At 59.1% G+C, this 15,464-nt stretch carries 15 protein-coding genes; 8 read left to right on the top strand and 7 right to left on the bottom strand.

The window, feature by feature from the left end; translation table 11 throughout:
- The gene (locus P8A25_RS09435; protein WP_102722557.1) at positions 1 to 708 is read right to left on the bottom strand and encodes a type I 3-dehydroquinate dehydratase; all 708 of its coding nucleotides are present in this window, start codon (positions 706 to 708) and stop codon (positions 1 to 3) included.
- A gap of 363 nt (positions 709 to 1,071) precedes the next feature.
- On the opposite strand from P8A25_RS09435, the gene P8A25_RS09430 reads away from it, so the two are divergent.
- A complete protein-coding gene (locus tag P8A25_RS09430) occupies positions 1,072 to 1,866 on the top strand; it encodes a hypothetical protein (protein ID WP_215442176.1) in 795 nt (264 codons plus the stop codon).
- A 168-nt stretch (positions 1,867 to 2,034) separates the two neighbouring features.
- On the opposite strand, the gene P8A25_RS09425 is transcribed toward P8A25_RS09430, so the two are convergent.
- A complete protein-coding gene (locus tag P8A25_RS09425) occupies positions 2,035 to 2,955 on the bottom strand; it encodes a phage capsid protein (RefSeq protein ID WP_102722555.1) in 921 nt (306 codons plus the stop codon).
- A gap of 225 nt (positions 2,956 to 3,180) precedes the next feature.
- Positions 3,181 to 3,870 carry a polyphenol oxidase family protein gene (locus P8A25_RS09420; protein ID WP_180970959.1) on the bottom strand — a complete coding sequence of 230 codons (690 nt, stop codon included), beginning with the start codon at positions 3,868 to 3,870 and terminating at the stop codon, positions 3,181 to 3,183.
- Positions 3,871 to 4,058: 188 nt separating this feature from the next.
- Here P8A25_RS09420 and P8A25_RS09415 point away from each other — a divergent pair, with 188 nt between their 5' ends.
- The 4 genes from P8A25_RS09415 to P8A25_RS09400 all read left to right on the top strand — a co-directional run bounded on the left by P8A25_RS09415 (position 4,059) and on the right by P8A25_RS09400 (position 8,725).
- Positions 4,059 to 4,745, top strand: a complete 687-nt coding sequence (locus tag P8A25_RS09415; protein ID WP_215442177.1) for an outer membrane lipoprotein-sorting protein — start codon at positions 4,059 to 4,061, stop codon at positions 4,743 to 4,745.
- A 129-nt stretch (positions 4,746 to 4,874) separates the two neighbouring features.
- Positions 4,875 to 5,837: a polysaccharide deacetylase family protein gene (locus P8A25_RS09410; RefSeq protein ID WP_180973695.1), complete on the top strand. Its 963-nt coding sequence runs from the start codon at positions 4,875 to 4,877 to the stop codon at positions 5,835 to 5,837.
- 255 nt (positions 5,838 to 6,092) lie between these two features.
- Entirely contained in the window at positions 6,093 to 8,474 is a 2,382-nt protein-coding gene (secD, locus tag P8A25_RS09405; RefSeq protein WP_215442178.1) for a protein translocase subunit SecD, read from the top strand.
- Positions 8,475 to 8,581: 107 nt separating this feature from the next.
- Complete coding sequence (locus tag P8A25_RS09400) at positions 8,582 to 8,725, top strand: hypothetical protein (RefSeq protein WP_404838676.1); 144 nt, start codon at positions 8,582 to 8,584, stop codon at positions 8,723 to 8,725.
- Between the two features lie 116 nt (positions 8,726 to 8,841).
- On the opposite strand, the gene P8A25_RS09395 is transcribed toward P8A25_RS09400, so the two are convergent.
- The 4 genes from P8A25_RS09395 to P8A25_RS09380 form a co-directional block, all read right to left on the bottom strand.
- Positions 8,842 to 9,804, bottom strand: coding sequence for an EF-hand domain-containing protein (locus P8A25_RS09395; protein ID WP_404838675.1), 963 nt, complete (start codon positions 9,802 to 9,804; stop codon positions 8,842 to 8,844).
- Entirely contained in the window at positions 9,801 to 10,001 is a 201-nt protein-coding gene (locus P8A25_RS09390; protein ID WP_404838674.1) for a hypothetical protein, read from the bottom strand. The genes P8A25_RS09395 and P8A25_RS09390 overlap by 4 nt, the downstream gene beginning before the upstream one ends.
- Positions 10,002 to 10,284: 283 nt before the next feature.
- Positions 10,285 to 11,400 (bottom strand): A24 family peptidase, encoded by a 1,116-nt coding sequence (locus tag P8A25_RS09385; RefSeq protein ID WP_215442180.1) that lies wholly within the window; start codon positions 11,398 to 11,400, stop codon positions 10,285 to 10,287.
- Entirely contained in the window at positions 11,393 to 12,517 is a 1,125-nt protein-coding gene (locus tag P8A25_RS09380; RefSeq protein WP_022397271.1) for a TIGR00730 family Rossman fold protein, read from the bottom strand. Before P8A25_RS09380 ends, P8A25_RS09385 begins: the two co-directional genes overlap by 8 nt.
- Positions 12,518 to 12,725: 208 nt before the next feature.
- Between P8A25_RS09380 and P8A25_RS09375 the strand changes: the two genes are divergently transcribed.
- The 3 genes from P8A25_RS09375 to fabD all read left to right on the top strand — a co-directional run bounded on the left by P8A25_RS09375 (position 12,726) and on the right by fabD (position 15,387).
- Positions 12,726 to 13,850 (top strand): DNA-directed RNA polymerase subunit alpha, encoded by a 1,125-nt coding sequence (locus P8A25_RS09375; protein WP_022397270.1) that lies wholly within the window; start codon positions 12,726 to 12,728, stop codon positions 13,848 to 13,850.
- Positions 13,851 to 13,886: 36 nt separating this feature from the next.
- The gene (gene rplQ, locus P8A25_RS09370; protein ID WP_022397269.1) at positions 13,887 to 14,297 is read left to right on the top strand and encodes a 50S ribosomal protein L17; all 411 of its coding nucleotides are present in this window, start codon (positions 13,887 to 13,889) and stop codon (positions 14,295 to 14,297) included.
- A 163-nt stretch (positions 14,298 to 14,460) separates the two neighbouring features.
- Positions 14,461 to 15,387 (top strand): ACP S-malonyltransferase, encoded by a 927-nt coding sequence (fabD, locus tag P8A25_RS09365; RefSeq protein ID WP_404838673.1) that lies wholly within the window; start codon positions 14,461 to 14,463, stop codon positions 15,385 to 15,387.
- Positions 15,388 to 15,464 lie beyond the last annotated feature (77 nt).

Below are 15,464 nucleotides of genomic sequence, written 5' to 3'. Positions count from 1 at the left end.
TCAGCGGAGAATAGGGCCGAGGTGGCGGAGGGTTTCCTTGATGAGGGAGACGTGCCACTGGCCGGGCGCCGTCTCTTTTTCCCCCAGGTAGCCGTACACCAGGCAGGAGCCGAGCTGGGAGTAAAGCAGGCGGGAGACGGGCCCCATGGGTCCCATGCCCATGACGGCAATCGGCCCCTTGGGCTTGGTGAAAAGCTGCACGCCCGTCTGGATGTCCGAGGCGAGGCACGGCGTGAACGCGAATTTGACGATGTCCGCCTTGTGGGCGCGCGCCCGTTTTTCCAGTTCGCGCAGGTAGTCCACGCCCGGCGTGATTTGGAAGTCATGGGTGGAGCCGATGACGATGACGTCCCGTGCCCCCGCTTCCATGATTAGTTCCCTGGCATGCCGCATGGCCTTGATTTCAATGTCCATGGCGGTGGCGTACGGCATGTAGGCACGGAGCAGGGCAAAGCGCTCCTCTTCCGGAATGCGGCGCAGGCCGCCTTCTTCATGGCAACGTACGGTGACCAGCAGGGGCATCTCCGGCCTGAACTCCATGACCTGCTCCGCCGTGAGTTCCGGGGGAAGGGCATCCACGCGCAGTTCCACCCAGTCGCACTGGTCTGTTAAATCTTTTCCTTTCAGCGTTTTCCACAACTCCCATGAGGTGACGGACGCAACGATTTTCGGCGGATAGGTCTGATGTTCACGTACAATCTGCTGCATACATCCTACTATTCCAGTAAAGAAAGGAAGGTCAATCTTCTATTGAGGTGTTCCTCCTCATTTTGCGTCCGTATTATGTCAGTTCCCCAACCTTGTTCCTTCCGGAGCTGTTTGCCTTAATCCTGTGCCAATCCTATTGTGCGGCTCCCCTGCGAATGGCTTGCGGGGCGCCAACGCCGGCAGCCATTCTGCTATCCGGACAAGATTGTTTCATAAGGTTCCGTTTTCTTTTCCGGCGGAGGGCGTTATTTTTCAATCTCCAGATGTTAAGAACATATTGAGAAGGGAGGGCAGGCTTGAAAAAGGCGGCCTGACGGCGTTACGTAAAAATCTGTGAATATGTTTTGGTCAGCGTTACTGCGAATGGGGCGGAATCCTTTCTGGGCGGCTTTGGATGCCGTGCTGGTGGTAAAGACGGAGGAAGGGGCGTCCGGCCATCCGGAATGGTCCTGGAAAGCGTATGTTCCGCATGGCGTTCCGGTTCATGAACTGGTTCCCGTAGACGTTCCTTCTCCGGGAGGGGACCGGGATGGGGCCTCTCTCCGGGCGGAGAGGCGGAAAGCGGCCCGGGTGCTGGGGCACCAGGCGGCTTTGGCTCTTGCTTCTTCCCGTAATTTCACCCGTTTCATGGTCGTGGAGGAAAATTGCCGTTTCAGGCTCCCGGTAACGGGCACCATGGCGCGAATGCTTGGGCAGTTGCTGAATGGATGCCGGGAAAGAACAGTCTTGTTTTTAAGTGAACCGCATCTTTCTCCCCATATTGCCTGCTCCGTGGCGAATGGGGAAAAGTCCGCTCTATTGCGCGTATCGGATATGGCTGCCTCCGGAGCGTATGTGATGAACCTTTCTTTATGTGACCGTGTTCTTCCGGCGCTTCCATCTGGTCAGCGGGTCTGGCCATGGCTGAGGTATTATGGTTCCCTGGAAGAATGGTTTGCCCGGTATTTGGGCCGCTACGGGGATTTATATGCCCTTTCCCCGGCGCCTGTTTCCTGCGGGGTGGGAGCGCCCATGCCCGCCCTCTGCAAATCCATGGGACACTTCAATAACGCACGTACCAAATATACGGATCTGTCCTATCTGGTAAATCCGGCGATCAACTCATGGCGCTGGCTGAAAAGCCTGAACCTTTTTGCCGGAAAGAAGGAGCTTCCGTGAAACCGCTGGAAAGCGCCTTGTGCCGGCAACGCCATGTTTCCGGTTGCGGAGCGGAACGCTTTCGTCATTGGGACCGTCGTTTTCCGGAAAACAAGAGCCCCGGACCGCAGAACGGCCCGGGGCGTCTCCCTTCATGGATGAAGAGAGGGTGTTAATGGTGCATGCGGCCTAGTTGGCCCCTTCGTCGCACAGGATTTTGACGAAGCCTTCTTCCTGGAGACGGGTGGCGCCGCAGGCGAACTTGGCGCGGATCTGGAGGGCTTCCTCCATGTCGTCGCGTACGGAAAGCTTCACCTTGAAGTCGTTCCAGATGCCGAACTGCGCCTTGCTCTTCACCCAGGCCAGGCAGGAACGGGTGCCGTCCTCCGCCTTCGGAAGCCGCTGGGTACGGATGAACTTGAAGCCCATGAAGGTGTCTATCTTGCCTTCCACCAGGGCTTTCACGTTGTTGAAGTCATAACTGCTGACCTCCGTTTCCCGCAGCAGGCTCATGATCTGGGAGCTGGTCACCGCAATGACGAGCTGGTCGCCGAACTGGGGGGCGTCCTGGTTCCATGCCTCGTTTTCCTCAAAGAGCTGGAGGGCCGCGCGCAGCTTGGCTACCGTGAGGTTGCTTGCGCCCTTGGTCCCGCTGTCCACGTGGTCCACGGCGATCTGCTGGCTTTCCTTGAACGGAACGGCGGTCATGCCGTCTTCCCCCACGTAATTCGTGTCCAGGAAGGCGGAGATCATCACGTCGTCCATGCGGCGCCCTGCGGCGGCCTGGAGTCCTTCAATCGTCTTGCTGACGGGAAGGTCCATGTCGCCCAGGCGGGTAGCGTCGAATTCGTCGTAGCCGATGGCCTTGGTGAAGGTGCGCGGACGCATGGAACGGCGCGTGGTGGGCGCCTCGTTCAGAACGGTCTGGCCCACGCGGGTGGTTTTTTCCGTGAAATCCAGAACGCCGAATTGGTCCAGAAAGACCACTTTGCCGCTCAAGTCGCGCATGACGCTGACGTACTTGTCCAGGCGGGAAGCGTGCTGCTGGAGCAGGGTGCCCCATTTCCTGGTGTATTTTACCTGATAATTGTCGCTGATTGTTACTGCCATGATTGCAAATGTAATGATGTTTGAATGCGGGAACGGCAACTTGGATTATCGGGTCCGGAATAACCGGAACGGTCCTGCCGCGGTGGGATGCGGCCATGTCCCTTGCGGGATTGCGGGCCGGTCCCGTCCAGCGCCAACGGGTATGGGCCACCTGCAAAAAAAACGCACCACGGCGGAACCGTGATGCGCTGGGTAAAAGGAATGAAAGGCGCTGCCTTTCCGCTGTTAAAGAATGATCGGGTGCGGGCGGGTGGCGTGGTCCGGGCCGAAGAGGGCCAGCATGCGGCCCGTCTGCCCCTTCTCCACGCGGTAGGAGTAGAAGCGCTTGGTATCCGCCGCCGTGTCCAGTCCTGAATCGTGAATCTGGTCTTCCGGCACCCCTTCCTCAACGAGCTGGGCCTTGATGGCCGTGGGGATGTCTTCCTCATAATGGGGGGGACGGATGCAGGGGGAGATGACGGCAATCAGGTTGGCAGGGTCCACCCCCAGGCATTTCTTCATGGACTTGATGGTGTTGGAAACGATGTTGCCGGCGGTTCCAGCCTTGCCTGAGTGAATCAGGGAGCGGTGGCAGTTTTCCTTGTCGTACAGCCAGACGGCGGCGCAGTCCGCCACGTAAATGGCAAGCACGCAGTCGGAAACTCCGGAGCAGATCAGGCTGTCCACGCCTTCCACGGGATAATTGGAGCCGATGTCCCCCACCAGGGCCACCCTGGTGCCGTGCACCTGTTCGGCGCGGCGCAGGTCCTTCCACCGCCAGCCCAGGGCCTCCACTTCCGCCTTGTGGTACGGTTCCAGCCGTTCCAGCACGGTTTCGCGGTCTCCGGTTACGTCCACCCCCGGGATTCTTTCAATAAACTGGACGATTTCCCCAGGATAGGACTGGATGGGCTTCAAGAATGCAGGCGTTTCCATAATTGATGGATCAATAGATGTCGTTGGGCACATCTTGTCGTTTTGTATTACCTAGTCGAGCAAAATCTAGCGCAAAATGTCACGGACGCCGCCCGGTGACTGAGAAAAGGTTTTTTTCCGCGTTTCCGGAGTGATATGAGCAATTCATGCTGCGCAGATATTCTTTGCTTTCCACTTTTTTCGCGGGGATGGCCGCCATGGTCCTTTCCCTGGCTCCTTCATTTTCCCAGGCCGTTCCGGATGCCGGGCAACTGCTGAAAAGGGTTCGCCAGGGGGCGACCCTCCAGGAGAACAAGGACATCAAGGGGCAAATACGCAAACGCAGCGTGAAAGTTCCCTTTTCCATGAGCTTGCGCGGCAACCTCATTGCCTTCCAGTACCAGTTGAATAACGTCTGGAACAGGTTTGACCTGAAATTCAAGGACCGCGGCCAGGAAATCCTTTCCTGGAAGGACGGGAAAGCAGGCGTTCTGCCGGTCGCCCAGTACGCGGTGCCCATCGCGGGGACGGACGTGACGTATGAGGACCTCTCCATGCGCTACCTGTACTGGCCCCAGGCCAAAATCGTCCGGGACGACGCGGCGAGCACGGTGAAGGGCCGGGACTGCTGGATTGTCCAGATTCCGAACCCGAACCCCAAGGTCGGGCAGTATGCCTGGGTGCGCGTCTGGATTGACAAGGAAAACGGAGCCATGTGGCAGGTGGACGGCATTGACGGCCGCGGGGAACTGGCTAAAAGGTTCATGATTGATTCCGTGATGAAGCTGAAGGACGGCTCCTGGTTTTTCAAACGGATGAAGGTGGAGGTTCGGGACCCCTCCAATCCCCGCAGAACGGTATCTGTCAGCTATATCGACATGGACAGTCCGGAATAATCCCCCGCCTCGTTCCCGCGGGCGCCCTTCCCAGGGAGGGGAAGCCTCCTTCTTTTTCATGCCGCACGGATGGATGATTTAGGACGTGACAAGAAGGCGGGATGGGCGTACATCCTCCAAAAACCTGTTATGAAGAAACGTTTATTCCTTGCATGTGCCCTAGCGCTCGGGCTGTCCGCCTGTTCCCAGCATCAGGAGCAGCCGGTGGAGTCCGGCGCTCCGGTGAAGACCTCCCTTTCTCCCGTGACCGCTCCGGGGAAGAAGCCGGACCGCCCCGCCGTGAAGCTGCCCCCCAAGTCCGTGCAGGTGCCGTCCGTGAGCCCGTCCTACAACAACACCCCGCTTTCCCCCCGCATTCCGGGAGTGACGGTCAGCCGCGTGGCCGTGCCGGACAAAGTGGTGGCCCTCACCTTTGACGACGGTCCCCACGGGACGCTGACCCCCAGGGTGCTGGACATCCTGCGGGACAACAATGTCAAGGGAACCTTCTTCATGCAGGGCTGCAACGTGAAAGCCCATCCCCAGGTAGTGCGCCGCATGGTCAGTGAAGGCCATGAAGTGGGCAACCATACGTGGAACCACGCCTACCTGAGCAAGGTATCCCGCGAAAAGGCGGAATCCCAGCTCCAGAGCACCAATGAAGCCATCCGCAACGCCTGCGGCATTGTTCCCGTGGTCATGCGCCCCCCCGGAGGCTACACGAACGCCGGCGTAGCTTCCTGGGCCCGCCAGCGCTTCGGCTTCACCACCATCATGTGGGACGTGGACACGAATGACTGGCGCAAGCCCGGCTCCTCCGTGGTGGCCGCCCGCGCCGTAAACGGCGCCAAGCCCGGCTCCATCATCCTGGTGCATGACATCCACGCCTCCACGGTGGCGGCTGTAGACGCCATTGTGAAAGGGCTGAAAAACCGCGGTTATGAGCTGGTGACCGTTTCCGAGCTCATCCGGCGCGGACGCGCCGCCGCCGGCCATGCTCCTTCCATGCCCGCTTCTCCCGCCGTTCCGGATTCCTCCCCCCTTTCCGCGCCCGTGATCGTCACTCCCGTGGCGCCCGCCCCCGTTCCCGTTGAAACGGTGGCAGGCATGTAATCTCCGGCGTTTCCCCTTTTCCATTCTTCTTTCAACCCGGTTTCCGCAGGGAAACCGGGTTTTTCATGCCCGCGGCGGAGCTCGTTTTCCGGAGGTCCGCAGGGGGTGGCTTCCTCTTAACGGGTACACGCACAGAAGGCTTGACCTGCTGGCGAATTTCTCCACAATCCCTTGCCGTATTACTCACACCCAATCCGGATTGAAATGTCTATGAATCTCCTGGCATCTGCCGATACTCTCCCCGCGGCTGGCGGAATGTCCGCTCCTCTCGCGTTTATTTACGATCTCTTCAACAACCCTCTCTTCATTTTCATTGGCGGTCTGGTATTGCTGGGTGTGTTTTTCTGGTACCTGGGTTCCGACCAGGACAAGGTCAAGCGCAACGCTGGCACGATCTTCATCATCGGCATTGCGTCCTTTTCCCTGTTCTCCCTTTTCCAGCAGGGCTTGAAATACGGCATTGACATTGCCGGGGGCGTCTCCTTCACGCTGAGCGTAGAACCGAACATCGGGGATGACGGCAAGCCCATTCCGCTGACGGACCAGGCCATGGAGCAGGCGTGCGTGATCCTGACGGAACGGCTCAACAGCACCGGAGCCAATGACGTCATCATCCGCCCGAAGAAAAAGGACAACCTGAACCTCATTGAAGTGCAGATTCCCGCCGCGGACCCTGCCAAGCGCGAGGAAACCAAGGCCATCCTGACCAAGGTGGCCAAGCTGCAGATTCTCCCCGTCCATCCGCGCAACAATGAACTGGTGGCGGAAGGCCGCATCCGCGTTCCCGGCTACAGGATGTATGAATACACCTTCAAGAACGGCAAAAACGAGGACGTCACGGAAAAAATCTTCCTGGAAAAACGTGAATCCCTGACGGGCAAGGACATCGTGCGCGCCGGGGTGGACCTGGCCCGTCCCGGCCATGTCAACGTCACCCTGAGCAACGAGGGGGCGGACAAGATGTACAACCTGACTTCCCGCATGCAGCTGGGCCACGACCGCATGGCCATTGTTCTGGATGACGTGGTCAAGAGCGCGCCTACGGTTCAGGCCATTCTTTCAAAAAGCTTTGAAATCAGCGGACTGGATGCGCCCGGCGAGGCGGAGGCCCTGACGAAGGTGCTTTCCAACCCCCTCACCAACAAGCTCAACTTTGAATCCGCCAGCGAAATCTCCGCCTCCCTGGGTCATACGGCTCTCCTTCAGGGGGAATACGCGGGCATCACGGGGCTGATTCTCTGCTTCATCATGATGATCATCTACTACCGCTTTGCCGGTCTGGTGGCTATCATGGGCCTGACGATCAATGCCCTGCTTCTTCTGGGGGCCATGTCCATCTTCGGGTTTGAGCTGACGCTGCCGGGTATTGCCGGTATCGTGCTGACCCTGGGCGTGGCGGTGGACGCGAACGTGCTGATTTACGAACGCCTGAGGGAAGAAAAGGAAATGGGGCGCCCCTTCCGCGTGGCTATCCGCAACTCCTTTGACAAGGCTTTCTCCGCCATCTTTGACTCCAACATCACCTCCCTCATTACCGCCGTCATCCTGTACTGGATGGCCACCGGCACCATCAAGGGCTTTGCCGTTACGCTGACGGTGGGCGTCATCACCTCCATGATCGGGGCGATTCTCGTCACCCGCGTCCTGTTCTACTGGGCGGATACCATCGGCATGATGAAGGACCTTAAATTCCTGAATCTCTTCAAGAAGAAGAGCAACATCAACTTCATGGGCCAGAAGGTCTGGTCCTGCTCCCTGTCCGCCATTCTGCTGCTCATCTGCATCGTGGTGGGGGCCATGAAGGGCAAGGACTGCCTGGGCATGGACTTTACGGGCGGTTCCTCCATCTCCTACCTGGTCAACAAGGGAGACATCTCCTTCCGGGAAGTGGAAGGTGTCGTGAACAAGCTGGCCCTGACCCAGAAAGCCACTGTGCAGGAAGTGGCGGAATCCACGGACAGCAGCAAGGTGAACATCCTGATCAACTTCTCCGACAACGCCCTGGACAAGGCGGCCATCACCACGGCCCTGGACAAGACGTTCCCCGTGCTGGACAACGCACCATTCAGCGAGGAAACCATCGGGCAGTCCATGGGATACGATACGCTCATCACTTCCGCCTGGGCACTCTTCTTCGGCATTCTGGGCATCATGGTTTACCTGACGGTGCGGTTTGAATGGACCTTCGCCATCGGCGCGGTCATCGCCCTGACGCATGACGTCCTGCTGGTGCTGGGGCTGGTGATCATCAGCGGCACTGAGCTGAACGTCATCCACATCGGCGCGCTGCTGACGGTGGCCGGCTATTCCATCAATGACAAAATCATCGTGTTTGACCGCATTCGCGAATTCCTCCGCTTCTCGGACCCGAATGAAAGCGCGTCCCAAATCATGAATGAAGCCATCAACCAGACGCTTTCCCGCACCATTCTGACCTCCCTTTCCACACTGGCCGTGCTGGTGTGCCTGTACTTCTTCGGCGGCCCTTCCATGGAGGACTTCGCCTGGACGATTTCCGCAGGTATTCTGATCGGCACGTACTCCTCCATTTTCATCGCCTCTCCGGCGGCCCTCCTCTTCTCCCGGAAGCACGGGCTGCATGAGGAAGTCAAGCAGGCCATGAAGGCCGGAGCCTGAGGCGCGGCAGGAAATTGATTCGTTAACTCTGACCGGGGGAGGCCGCATGCCTCCCCCGGTCTGTTTCTTGGTGGAAGGAAGGGGAAGGGTTAAGTAAGTCCAAGAGTTTGCTAGGTAAGAGGGGTAAGAGGGGTAAGAGGGGTAAGAGGGGTAAGAGGGGTAAGAGGGGTAAGAGGGGTAAGAGGGGTAAGAGGGGTAAGAGGGGTAAGAGGGGTAAGAGGGGTAAGAGGGGAATTCCCTATAATCCCTAAAGTTCCCTATGATTCCTATAACCCCTAATTCCTTTTCCCTGATAAGAAAAACCCCGCCTGCCGTAAGGCAGACGGGGCCGTCTCTCTGTTTCTGCTATGCGTTTCTGCGGGTGAACTTATTCATCATCCCCTTCTTCCTGGACCGGAGCGGGGGGAGGAGGCATGTCGTTATTGCCGCGGGCTGCCTTCCTGGCTTCCCTGCGTGCGGAACGTCGCGCTTCCAGAGCCTTGGAGGCGTCAGCGTTGAGCTGTGCCATTTCAGCTTCATTCAGCTTGCCGTCCTTGTCGGCGTCATACTTTTCCTCAATCAGGATCCAGCCGGCCGCCATGATGGGGGCGCGGTTGGGATCAAGCTGGGGGCGGGGGCCGTCCGGACGGTTGCCGCGGGGACCGCGGTCACCGTCTCCGCGGCGTCCTTCACCGCCTCTGCGTCCTTCCGGTCCCCTGGGCGCGCGGGGTCCTTCAGCCCTGGGGCCTCCGGGACGGCGCGGGCCATCCATCTTGGGCGCACCCGGTCCCTTGGGACCGCCGGGCGCGGCATGATGCGGGCCGGGCTGGCCGTGATGGGGAGGGATAGCCTGCAATTCTTCCGGGGAAAGCTTGCCGTCGCCGTCCTTGTCAAACTTCTTGATCATGTTGGCAGCGTGGGCTTCCTGGCGGGCCTTCATTTCCTCCATGCGCTTGGCGGCTTCCGGGTGATCCTTGGCCCAGTCCTCCCGCATGGCTTTCTTTTCCTCGTCGGAAAGCTTGCCGTCGCCGTCCTTGTCATACTTCTTAAGCATTTCGGCCTTGCGGGCTTCCTGGCGGGCCTTCATTTCCTCCATGCGCTTGGCGGCTTCCGGATGGTCCTTGAGCCATTCTTCCTGCATGGCCTTTCTTTCCTCCTTGGAAAGCTTGCCGTCGCCGTCCTTGTCGAACTTCTTCAGGATGGCTGCCTTCCTGGCTTCCTGGGCTTTCTTGACGTCCGCCTGGAGAACGGCTATTTCCTCGTCGGAAAGCTTGCCGTCCTTGTCGGTGTCATACTTGGCCATGACCAGTTCTTCCCCGATGATCATGATGCCGGGATCAATTCTCCTCATTTGGAGGTTGGCTCGTTCCGGACCTGGGCCCTGGCGGTCCCTGCCTCCGGCGCGGTGGCGGGGGCCTCCCCTTCTTTCAGGGGGGGCTGCATTTCCGGAGCGTCGGAAGGTGCGTCCGGGGCGGGGGGCGGCGGCGCGTCCTGAGCGAACGCGGAGCATGCGGCAAAGGCCGCGGCGATAATCATTTGCTTGGTCATAACTTTGAGTGGTGAGGTTTGATGCGTTTCGGAAAGGGGCGTCGCGCTGTGATATCTCAAACAGGTGGAAACGCCTCCCTTTGCTAGGATGAACCCCCGGAATTCGTCCTGGTTGCAAAATAAAAACGTGCGTGCTCCGGAAAGGAGCGTCCGGAGCCTTTGCGGGGCTCCCCTTTTTTCTGCCGGGGTACAGAATGGTAAAGCTGTTGAATATGAAATAAATCTGTAAAAAAAGACCGCAGCCCGGAAGGGTTGCGGTCCAGCCGTGTCATGGAGGGAAAAATTATTCTCCGGAAATGAAGCGGAGATAGGCCAGCCACCACTGGTCGCCACCCAGCAGCCAGATCAGGGCGGCGCTGAGCAGAGCGGGGCCGAAGGGAAGATTCCTGCCGAACCCCATGCGTGAAACGACTGCCTGCACAATCCCCAGCAGGGAGCCGAGGAAAAGGCAGAACACCGCGCCCTGCCATCCGCCCACGCATCCGGCCATCATCAGAATCCAGGCATCACCGGAGCCCATGGCTTCCCGCTGCGCGCGAATATCCGTCATGGTTCCTTCCACGCTTTCCAGGTCTTCCAGCGGGAAAACGTCTCCGTTCTCCAGCTCTATCCTGTCCTGGCGCAGGGTGACGGAGCAGGGAGGGAGCGTTTCCCCGTCAATGGTGACGGAGCCCCCGGAAATGACGGCCTTGTCCGTGGCCCGGTGGAAAAGCATGGACCAGTCGTGAGGCTGTCCGTTGATAATGAGCTGGAGCTCGTCCCGGTCGGATTCCGGCTCCTTCAGGCTCCACGGAGCGGGAGCGTCAAAGTGCTGCTTCCAGGTGCCGAACAGGAGCTTGCCCAGTTCAATCACCAGCCTGATGGCGGCATACCCGGCGATTCCCCCCAGCACGGAGGCCGTGAAGGCGTCCGTCCAGGTCATGACGTCATTGTCCGGCAGGAGAAACGGGTAAAGGGCACAGGCTCCCACTCCGGCTGCGGCGCCGATGAGCGCCTGGGTGCGGAATACGATCAGATGCTCCGCGTCAATGAACATGATGACGATGGCCATGGCAGTCCACAGGCAGAGCAGTATGGCGGCTCCCGCGGAGGCGTCCGCGTACTTCCACCCCAGGGCGGCGAAAAGCAGGGCCGTAAGCAGCTCCACGAAGCAATAGCGGAAGCTGATGCGCGTTCCGCAGCAGGCGGATTTTCCCCGGAGCGCCAGCCAGCTTAGCACCGGAATATTCAGGTACCACGGAATGGCTTCCTCGCATTCCGGGCAGAAGGAGCGCGCAGGATCATTGACGGAGATGCCCAGCGGCGTCCGGTAAATGACTACGTTCAGGAAGGAGCCGATGCAGGCTCCCATCAGGCCGAAAATCAGCGGAATCAGCCACGCGGGAAGGCCGTCAGACATGGGAGGGTGGGGAATAAGTCCGGCTGGGCGTCTGGTTGATGCGGTCAATCAGCAGCCTCAGCCTGCCGTAATTGCCGCGTTTGATGGGGAAAATGAGGCGTGGCAGCCGGTCCAGGTGGGGTTCGTCCGCCTCATCCGGGAGCGGTCCGCTCTGGACCATTCTTCCCCCGGGCAGGATCAGGTCTGAAAAATCCCGTTCCAGGTGCTCCACCCACTGGGCGGGCAGGTGCGTGTTCAGGCGGATGACGATGGCGTCCCTGACAAAACGGTAGGAGTGGAAAATGCGGTAGAAGCGGTCGATGTGCTCCATGGCCTCCGCCGGATTCTTGGTGACGTGGATGAGGTGCAGGTCATCCGCGGAAATCAGGCCGGAATCCACCAGTTCCACGCGGATGAAGGCCAGCCAGTTCAGCCAGAAAGTCTTGCCGGGGGAATCGAGAAGGACGATCGGGTAAATGGTGGCCTTCCCCGTCTGGATCAGGGTGAGGGTTTCAAACACCTCGTCCATGGTGCCGAAGCCGCCGGGGAACGCCACCATGGCATCGCTTTCCGCTACGAAATTCAGCTTTCTGACAAAGAAATAATAGAAATTGATCAGCTTGTCGCTGTGGGCTACCACGTGGTTGGAAGTCTGCTCATACGGCAGGGTGATGTTCAGGCCGAAGGAGCGTTGCTCGCCGGCTCCTTCATTGGCCGCCTGCATGATGCCCGGTCCGCCACCCGTAATGACCATGTAACCGTGTTCGCTGGCTTCCCTGGCGAACTCCCGCGCCGTTTCATACGCCGGCTCATCATTCCTGATGCGCGCGGAGCCGAACACGGAAATCTTGCGGATGTGGCGGTACGGGGCGAAAACGCAGTTGGCCCGGTACATCTCCCGCCCGGAACGGATCAGGACGGTAAAATCGTGGTCGGAGGCTTCGGACTGCGCCATGTTGATGCCCGTCTTGATATACTCCTGGAGGTAGCGGGGATCGTGCCTGGTGGAGGCTATTTCGGAAAGTTTTTTGACGACTCCTTCCAGAGCCTGGTAGCTGGTGTCCATGGACATGGTGGAGGGGCGCTTCTTGTCTTCCCCCGTAAAATCCCTGTTGTCCAAAAAATCAGGATGCTTCATGAGTTGGTATATAGGTTTGCCCCACTATGCCAGATGACGCACGTTAAGTCACAGAAAATTTGCCGGCGGACATGAAAAGAGTTGATTGTTGAAAACAGATCGTTAAATTGCTCCCCGCACGGGCGTTTCCAAAACATGCCGTAGGTCCTTCAGGCGGATTGCCCGCCATGCCCGTGCTGAGGGGAAACCCGGTACATTACATACGATTATGTCGGAAAACGAAACCACTACTGCAGAAGAAACCGCCGTTACCACGCTGGCCCGCTTTGAAGTTCCCAGCCGTCTGGAAAAAATTGAAGACCCGAATGATGCGAATCATCTGACCTTCGTGGCGGAACCGTTTGAAAACGGTTACGGCCATACGCTTGGCAACTCCCTGCGCCGCGTTCTTCTGGGTTCACTTGAAGGCGCCGCCATCACCTCCGTCCGCATCGCCGGCGCACAGCATGAATTCTCCTCCCTGCCCGGCGTGGTGGAAGACGTGACGGAAATCGTGCTGAACCTGAAAAAGGTCAAGTTCAAGCACAACGGCAAGGAACCGCGCCTGCTCTCCCTGCGCGTGCACAAGCAGGGCGTCGTGACCGCCGCCGACATCACTGACGACACCACCTACCAGGTGGTCAATCCCGATCAAATCATCTGCACCCTGGACCAGGACACCATGTTCGAATGCGAATTCCAGGTGCGCGTGGGCCGCGGCTTTGCCACCGGCGACGAAAACAAGGTGCCGGACATGCCCATTGGCGTGATCCCGATCGACTCCATTTTCTCCCCGGTCACCCGCGTGAAGTACTCCGTGCAGAATACCCGTGTGGGCCAGATGACCGACTACGACAAGCTGATCCTTGAAGTATGGACGGACGGGCGCATCTCCCCCGCAGACGCCATGCTCCAGGCCTCCGCCATTCTGCGCCACCACCTGGACGTCTTCGTTAACTATGACGACAAGCAGGTCAACTTTGAAGAAGCTCCTTCCGCCGTCCAGGACGAGGAAACGGCCCGCCTGCGCAAGCTGCTCAACATGAGCGTCAACGAAATCGAGCTTTCCGTGCGCGCCGCCAACTGCCTCAACAACGCCAACATCACCACCGTCGGCCAGCTCGCCATGAAGAGCGAAAGCGAAATGCTCAAGTACCGCAACTTCGGCAAGAAGTCCCTCAACGAAATCAAGGACAAGCTGCTGGAACTGGGCCTTTCCCTGGGTGTTCAGGTGGATCCCTCCCTGCTTACCGGTCCCGTGCCGCAGGCCAAGCCGCGCCTGGGTCTGGAAGAGGAAAGCCCCGTGGGCCTGGCAGACCTGATTGCCGCCAACATCGAAGACGACGACGACTAAATCTCACAAAACCAACACACATAGAAAAATATCATCATGAGACACGGTGTAAAAACCTCCAAGCTTCAGCGCAACGCTTCTCACCGCAGGGCTTTGCTCGCCAACCAGGCATGCAGCCTCATCCTCAACGGACGCATCACCACCACCCTGGCCAAGGCCAAGGCTCTCCGTCCCTATGTGGAAAAGCTGATCACGCTCGCCAAGCGCGGCGACGTGCATTCCCGCCGCCTGGCTACCGCCACCATTCACAACACGGTTGCCGTCAAGCGCCTGTTTGATGAAATCGCTCCCCTCTGCGCGGAACGCAAGGGCGGCTATACCCGCATCGTCAAGCTGGGCCAGCGTCTGACGGACTCCGCCCTCGTGGCCATGATCGAAATCATCGATCTGCCCCGCGAAACGGCTGAAAAGGAAGAAGCTCCCGCAACCACGGAAGCAACCGCCTAAGGCCGTTCCCTGACACATCAGGCTTAACCATCTGCCCCGGCCTCTCGCAGAGACCGGGGCGGATTTTCTATTCATATTGGCGGTAAAGAGATTACGGAGGAAGTGCGGTGGCAAGATCGCTCTTGCTTCTTTCCTGCCGGAACGGTATAATTCAGCCTCAACTATGGACGCAGTATTATTGTTTTCCGGACAAGGTGCCCAAAAAGTAGGCATGGGCAAAGATTTGTATGACCAGTATCCCGCAGCCAGGGCCCTGATTGAGCAGGCGGACAAGGCGCTTGGGGAATCCCTCTCCTCCATCATGTTTGAAGGCCCCGGCGAAGAACTGACCCGCACCTGCAATTGCCAGCCCGCTCTCTACGTGCATGGCCTGGCCTGCCTGGCCGTCTTGAAGGAGCTGGCGCCTTCCCTGAATCCCGTGGCTGCCGCCGGCCTTTCCCTGGGTGAATCCACGGCTCATGCGGCTGCCGGAACCTATACCTTTGAAGAAGGCCTTCGCCTGGTCCAGAAGCGCGGCGCGTTCATGGAGGAAGCCTGCAACGCCACGAAGGGCACCATGGCCGCGATGATCGGCGGGACGGATGAAAACGTCATCAAGCTGGCGCAGGAATGCGACGTGGACGTTGCCAACTTCAACTGCCCCGGCCAGACGGTCGTTTCCGGCACGGAAGAAGGCGTGGACAAGGCCATTGCCGGAGCCAAGGCTGCCGGCTGCAAGATCGCCAAGAAGCTCAATGTGGCGGGAGCCTACCATTCCCGCCTGATGCACAGCGCCATGGTGAAGCTGGCGGAGGAACTCAAGAATGTCTCCTTCGGCACGCCTTCCATGCCCGTCTACTGCAACTATGAAGCCCGCGTGGTGGAAGGGCCGGACGACATCCGCAATGTGCTGGAGCACCAGGTGTGCGGCTCCGTGCGCTGGACGGCCTCCATGCAGAAGCTGGTGGACCAGGGCCACCGCCTTTTCATTGAACTGGGACCGGGCAAGACGCTGGCCGGCATGATGGGCCGCATCTGCAAGGATGCCACCGTCATCTCCATCGAAGACGTGCCCAGCCTGGAAGCCGCCGTTGCGGAATTAAATAAATAATTCTCCGTAACAGTAATTTTCAAACCGCCGGATCTTCAACGGTCCCGGCGGTTCTTTATTTCAAGTTATCCGACGGC

This window comes from Akkermansia sp. BCRC 18949, assembly GCF_045011645.1.
Classification (GTDB): domain Bacteria; phylum Verrucomicrobiota; class Verrucomicrobiia; order Verrucomicrobiales; family Akkermansiaceae; genus Akkermansia; species Akkermansia massiliensis.
This window is presented reverse-complemented; position numbering and strand designations above follow the sequence as displayed.